This is a genomic window from Corallococcus sp. CA053C (assembly GCF_003611675.1).
Lineage (GTDB): Bacteria > Myxococcota > Myxococcia > Myxococcales > Myxococcaceae > Corallococcus.
On the sequence record NZ_RAWA01000494.1, the window covers coordinates 1 to 6,425 of the forward strand.

Consider the following 6,425-nt stretch of genomic DNA (forward strand, 5'->3'; position numbering starts at 1 on the left):
GGTGTAGGCCCTGGCGGACGGGGCTTGCCCACCGACGCCAGCCGGTCCGAGTCCCGACACCCGCTCATCCACCCCGCCAGCAGAAGAACACCCGTGAGGATGTGTCCGCGTCTCATTGCGCCCCCAGCCCGCGGCGACCCATCGGGTCCGCCGCACCCCATCCGTCCGTCCTCCACCGGGAGGACGTCGCCCATTGTGCGCAGGGAAGGTGGGTGCGATTGCCCGGCGAGGCAACTGTCGTGCACAGGTAAATCGCGGTTACACTGTTGGCACTTCTTTGCCCATCCCATGCGGCTGCCGACAGCACTCCTGCTCCTCTTCTTCCTGCTGCCGTGCGCTGCGCCAGCGCAGGGAGACACGCGCATCACCTTCCTGGGTCGTCAGTTGGAAAAGGGACGGGATCCGCGTGCTCGCTCACAAGCCGCGCTGGTGTTGGGCGCCACCGAAGACCCTGAAGCCGTGACGCCGTTGTGCGGCGCGCTGAAGGACCCCAGCGAGCTGGTGCGCGCGGCGGTGGCCAAGGGACTGGGGGCGCTGCTGGAGCCGGGCGGGCTCGACTGTCTCCAGGCGTACCAGGGCGAGAAGGACGCGTCCGTGCAGGCCGCGGTCGCGGAGTCCATCAAGGCCATCAAGGCGTACCAGGCGCGCCGGCCGCGCTTCTACCTGGCGCTGGATTCGCTGAAGGACAAGACGGGTGGCATCCCCGCGGACCTGGTGAAGGTGACGGAGGCGCGGCTGCGCTCGAAGCTGGTGCGCCGGGGCGCGCTGATGGCGCCGGTGAAGGAGACGAAGGCGGCGGCCAAGGGTGCGCTGAAGAAGATGGGCGTGCACGGCTACCGCATCACGGCGGAGATTCAGGCCACGGACAGCGGAGGCCTTCGCATCGCGATCCTTTGCATGAGCTACCCGGAGCAGTCATTGATGGGGCAGGTGGAAGTCCATGCTGCGGGGGCACCTCCCGCGGATCTTCTGAAGGCCCTGATTCCCCGCGTGATCGAAGAAGCCGCGGCGACCTTCGAGTGGAGCAGCGAGACATGACGACGACGACCGCGCCGGCCCCGGAACCGACACCGGCCCCGGTTCCGACGAAGCGCCGCTGGCGCAACTTCCTCCTGGACGCTCCGTTCCAGCTCAAGCTCACCGGCTACATCGTGGGCGTGTCGCTGGTGCTGGCGGCGCTCCTCGGCATCTTCCTGGTGCGCGCGGCGAACTCGCTGATGCACGAGACGGCGACGGCGGTGGATGCCCGTTCGCGCGCGGCGGAGGTGAGCCGGGAACTGTCCGGGGCCACGCTCTCCAACGAGCTGCTGGCCCACATGGACGACCCGTCCTTCGAGGCGAAGTTCCGCGAGCAGGCGCAGGCCATCGACGCGGGCTACGAGGCGGAGCGCACGGCCATCGTCGCGCAGCGCGCGGAATTGGAGCGCCACCAGCGGTTGACGTGGTGGGTGCTGGGCCTGTGCATGGTGGGCTTCATCGTGGTGGTGGCGGCGGCCACCATCGTGGTGACGCACCGGATGGCGGGCCCGCTGTTCCGCATCAAGCGCATGGTGCGCGAGGTGGCGGAAGGCCGCCTGCGCCCGCCGCAGCACGGCCTGCGTGAAGGCGACGAGCTGCAGGACGTCTTCGAGGCCGCGCGCGACATGACGCAGCGGCTGCGCGACCAGCAGGAAGAGGACGCGCGCGTGCTGGCGGAGGCGCTGGCGCAGGCGAAGCAGAAGGGCGTCACCGGGCCGTGGGTGGATGAGCTGAGCGCCCTGGAAGCGCGCTACCGCGAGCGGCTGGCGCGGTAGGGCGTTGCTGGCGGTGCGCCTCGCTTCAAGCAAGCGAGGCGCGGGCTGCGTCACACCCGAGCGGTGTCCGCAGCCAGAGCATCTGCATCCGCGTTGCTTCGCACACGCGAGGCGCGGGCTGCGTCACACCCGCGCCGTGTCTGCGGCCAGCCCCATCTGCATCAGCTCCGAGTGCAGCAGCAGCCGCGCCTGGGCCCAGGGCATCGCGACGACGCGGTAGCCCGCGAGCGCCTGGAGCAGCAGGGGCCGGTAGCTGGCGTGGCCCGGATCCGCCACCACGACGATGCCCCGGTCGGTGGTGGAGCGGATCAGCCGCCCGACGCCCTGACGCAGCAGCAACAGTGCGCGCGGCAGCCGGTACTGGAGGAAGCCCAGGTACTCGTTGCCACCCCGGGCGAGCGGCTCCTCGCGCGCGGCCACCAGCGGCCGTGACGCGGGCTCCAGCGGCAGCTTGTCGATGAAGACACACCCCACGCCGCGCCCGGGGATGTCCACGCCCTGCCAGAAGCTCTTGGTGCCCAGCAGCACCGTGCCCGTGTCGCGCTCCTGCCGCGCCGCCAGCGAACGTCCGTGCCCTCGCGACTGGCGCAGCACTTCAATCCCGTGCGGCTCCAGTCGCGCCTGGACCTCGCGAGCCACCCGCTCCAGCCGTCGCGTGGAGGCGAAGAGGCCCAGCACGCGCCCGCCCATCACCTGCGCCAGCCCGGAGATGCGCCCGGAGGCCCAGTCGATGAAGGGCTCCTCGTGCGCTCGCGGCGCATCCGTGACGAGCACCACCAACGCCTGCTGTCCCAGGTGGAAGGGCGAGGGCGCGCGGAACAGCGGCGGCTTGAGCCCCAGCCGCTTCAACACGAAGGGCACGCTGTCGCCCGTGCCCAGCGTGGCGGACGCCATCACCAGCGCGCGCTTGTTCGCGGCGAAGTCGCGCGACACGGACTCGGACACGTCCACCGGCTGCGCGCCCACGCTCCAACGCGTCTTGCGAGGCTCCGCGCGCGCCGCGTAGCACCGCTTCACGTCCGGCTCGCCGGCCAGTTCCCCCGCGAGCACCGCCAGCTCTCCCAGCTCCGTGGTAGCCCCGGCCAGCTCCCGCTCCAACGAGGGCTGCTTCACCGCCAGCTCCGGCAGCGCCGCCAGCGCCCGCACCGCGAGCAGCGTGTGGATGCGTTGCAGCGCACCGCGCACCGCCTCCAGCCCCTCGCGCACGGGCTCCCACGCGGGCAGGGCGCGCACGGCGTCCGTCACCCGCAGCTCCGGCGCATAGGCCGCGTCGTCCGCGTCCTCGCCGGGCATCGCCGACGCGGGCTCGCACAGCGCCGTCACTTGCTCACCCAACCCGCGCGCCTCCTGGAGCAGCGTGCGCAGCGCGTCGTCCACCTCGCCCATCAGCGAACGGGACTCGTCGCGGCGCGTGGCCGCCAGCGCGCGGCGCAGCTCCGCGAAGAGGCCCCGGCGTCCGTCGCGCCCGTGCAGCCGCTCCGTGAGGCGCATGAAGGCCAGGTCCGACAGCTCCACCGTGAGCGCGGTGGTGGCCACGTCCTCCAACTCGTGCGCCTCGTCCAGCACCAGGTGGTCCAGGCGCGGGTAGCGCGCGGGCCATGCGAACGCGAGCGACTGGTTGATGACCAGCACGTCCGCCTCGCGCGCCTGCGCCACCGCCGAGTGGTAGAAGCACTTGTGGTGATGCGGGCACCGCTCGCCCAGCGTCGTCGCCGCTTCGGAGCGCACCGCCGGCACCAGCCCGTGCATCCCGGGGAAGCGCTCGCGGAACCAGTGGGAGAGCCGGTCCAGGTCCCCATCCATGCTGCGACGCAGGTACGCGCGCACGTAGGCCCGGGGCGCGCGCGCGGCGTGGTTCATCCCCGGCTCCACGCGCGTGGCCTCCAGCGCGCGGCGGCGGCAGAGGTAGTTCGTCTGGCCCTTCAAGAGCGCATAGCCGAACGCGCCCCCCGTGGCCTGGTGCAGCCGGGGCAGGTCCTTCTCCAGCAGCTGGTCCTGGAGCGTCTTCGTGTGCGGCGCCACGCCCACCTTCAGCCCGTTGCGTGCGGCGAAGAGGGCCGCGGGCGTGAGGTACGCCAGCGACTTGCCCGTGCCCGTGCCGGCCTCCACCGCCACCTGCCCGCCGTCCGACAGCGTGCGCGCCACCAGCTGCGCCATCTCCACCTGCGCGGGCCGTGACATGAACCCGCCACTCTTCTCCAGCGCGCCGCCCGGCCCCAGCACCTGGGCCACCTCCTCCGGCCGCACCGGCAGCGGCGTCGCGTCCGCTTCCGGTTCGGGAGGAGGCCGCACGCCATGCGCCCGCCGCCGCTCTGGCCGCGCCCGCAGGAAGCCACCCGTCGCCTCCAACCCCAGCGGCACCGGCGTCGCCCGGCATGCCTCCCACAGCCGGGAGAGCAGCTCCAGCAGCGGGCGCGCCTCCGCGTCCATCGCCAGGTCGCGCGCGTCCTCCGGGGACAGCGCCGCGTCCAGCAGCGGCGTGGGCCCCAGTGAGGCGCGGGCGCGCGGGTCCATGGTGGAGAGCAGGTCCGCCACGTCCTCGGCGCGCCCGTCGCGCACGCAGCCGTCCAGCGCGTGCACCAGCACCGCGTGCACCGCCGCGCAGTCGTGGAGCGCGCGGTGCGGCTGCTGTGAGCCCAGCTTCGCCCACCGCATCAGCGACTCCAGCGAGTGGCTGGGCAGCTCCGGGTGCAGGTAGTGCATGAGCTCGCACGAGTCGAGCACCGGGGCCTGGATGGGGCCCAGCACGTCCGGCAGGAAGCCCTTCTCGAAGGGGGCGTTGTGCGCCACCACCGTCCAGCCCTTGAGCCGGTCGCGCAGCTCGGCGCGCTCGGTGTCGAAGCGGGGCTGCCCGGAGAGCTGCGCATCCCCCAGCCCGGTGAGGCGGCGGATGGTGAGGTTCAGCGGGCGCGACGCGGAGTACAGGCGGGAGAAGCGGTCCACCTCACGGCCGTGCTCGAAGAACAGGCAGCCGACCTCGATGACCTCGTCCACGCGGGGGTCCAGCCCCGTCGTTTCGAGGTCGAGGAAGACATGCCGGGTGAAGAGCTCCGAGCTGCCCATGCAGGGCGTCGAGCCTACCCGGCCGGGGGGACATCGCCAGTTAACGGAGCGGCGGTGCTAGTCCACCACGAAGGTGCCGGCGATCATCTTCCCCATCGCGCAGCCGTACCGGAGCGTCCCGGACTGACTGGGGGTGAAGGCAATCTCCACCGGCGTGTTCAGCGGCAGCTTCGCGTCAATCTTGTACTCGTCCATCACCAGCTCGGTGGCGCACGTCACGTCCGTCTTGCGCGTCACCACCAGCTTCACCGGCTCGCCCTTCTTGAGCTGCACGGCGCCGGGCTCGAAGCCCTTCTCCGTGACGGCCAGGTCCACCACGTGCACGCCGTTCTCCCGCCGGCCCGCCTCCACCGCGGCGGGGGCGTCCGGGGCCTTGGCGGCCGCGTCCTTGGTGCACGCCTGCTGGGACGCGCCCGCGAGGATCGCCGCCGCGGTGAGCGCCAGCCAGGGCTTGATGATGCGGGAGAAGAACGGACGCATGGGCAGGACTCCGTCAAAGAAGAGAGGGCGGCCCGGCGTGGAAGCGGGGCCGCCCGGCAAGGACGACAACAGCGGACCTCAGGCCCCGGAGTCCGGCTCCGCGTCACCGTCGGAATCGGAGTCGTCGTCGGGAGGCGCCGGGGGCGCGTCGAAGCGCAGGAGCGCGTGGAGCGGGATGAACAGCTCGTGGCCCGGCTCGCCCAGCAGCACGTCGAAGCGGCCCACGCGCAGGAGCGGCGCCTCCACCGTGATGCCGTTGCGCAGCACCAGCTTCACCGTCTGCCCGATGTGCGGCAGGAACGGGCGCGGGTCCGAATAGGGCCGCTTGTCCGGCTGCCGCGCCACCTGCGCCGGCTTCTGCGTGAGCTTCGCGTCGCGGTCCAGGTTCGGCATCAGCCGCTCCCAGTCACCCCGCCGCGCGATGAGCACCACCTGGAGCTTCTCCAGCCGGCCCGTGCGCTCGAAGGTGAAGGCGATGGCCTCCTCCGACAAGAGCGTGTCCAGCAGCGAGCGCTCCGCGAGCACCACCGACAGCTCGGTCTTCTGCTCGATGAACGCGCCCAGGAAGTCCGCCACCAGCGCGTTGTCCACCTGGCCGCGCGCCTGCTTGATGGCCGCCTTGCGCTGGCTGCGCTCCTTGCGCGCCATGAACTCCGCCACCGTGAGGCCGCTCTGGAGGATGCCGAACGCGTCGCCCAGCGTGAGGCCCGCTGTCTGGCCCATCAGTTCGTAGACCTGGTCAAAGCGCTTCGCCTCCTCGGCGTGCAGCTTGCGCCAGATGCGCGCCTTCATCTTCCCCTCCAGCTCGCCCTTCGCGATGCGCGCGGGCACGTGCTCGCGCGTCGCCAGCGCCAGGATCTGCTCCGGCGTGGGCGGCGGGCGCGGCGTGGAGGGCCGGGGACCGAAGCGGCCCGGAGGACCGCCCGTGCGCGGAGGGCCCATGCCGGGCGCCCGGGGCGCGGAGGGCCGTGCCGCCGCTCCGGGCGTGAAGCCTCCGGACGCGGGCGCGGCGGGCGCGGACGCTGAAGTCGCCGCCGGCACCGGAGGCCGGGGCGCGGGGGCGGACGTGCTCGCGGGAGACACGGGGGC

Annotated in this window: 5 protein-coding genes; 2 read left to right on the forward strand and 3 right to left on the reverse strand. The window is 72.5% G+C overall.

The window, feature by feature from the left end:
• Window positions 1-288 precede the first annotated feature (288 nt).
• Both D7V97_RS38235 and D7V97_RS38240 read left to right on the forward strand, forming a co-directional pair.
• Complete coding sequence (locus D7V97_RS38235) at window positions 289-1,038, forward strand: HEAT repeat domain-containing protein (RefSeq protein ID WP_120615522.1); 750 nt, start codon at window positions 289-291, stop codon at window positions 1,036-1,038.
• The gene (locus tag D7V97_RS38240; RefSeq protein ID WP_120615523.1) at window positions 1,035-1,793 is read left to right on the forward strand and encodes a HAMP domain-containing protein; all 759 of its coding nucleotides are present in this window, start codon (window positions 1,035-1,037) and stop codon (window positions 1,791-1,793) included. The genes D7V97_RS38235 and D7V97_RS38240 overlap by 4 nt, the downstream gene beginning before the upstream one ends.
• A gap of 123 nt (window positions 1,794-1,916) precedes the next feature.
• Here D7V97_RS38240 and D7V97_RS38245 read toward each other — a convergent pair whose 3' ends face one another.
• From D7V97_RS38245 to D7V97_RS38255, 3 genes are all read right to left on the reverse strand, one after another.
• Window positions 1,917-4,856 (reverse strand): helicase C-terminal domain-containing protein, encoded by a 2,940-nt coding sequence (locus tag D7V97_RS38245; RefSeq protein WP_120615524.1) that lies wholly within the window; start codon window positions 4,854-4,856, stop codon window positions 1,917-1,919.
• Between the two features lie 57 nt (window positions 4,857-4,913).
• Window positions 4,914-5,336, reverse strand: coding sequence for a cupredoxin domain-containing protein (locus tag D7V97_RS38250; RefSeq protein WP_120615525.1), 423 nt, complete (start codon window positions 5,334-5,336; stop codon window positions 4,914-4,916).
• Window positions 5,337-5,414: 78 nt separating this feature from the next.
• Entirely contained in the window at window positions 5,415-6,278 is an 864-nt protein-coding gene (locus D7V97_RS38255; RefSeq protein WP_233583498.1) for a hypothetical protein, read from the reverse strand.
• Between the last annotated feature and the right edge of the window lie 147 nt (window positions 6,279-6,425).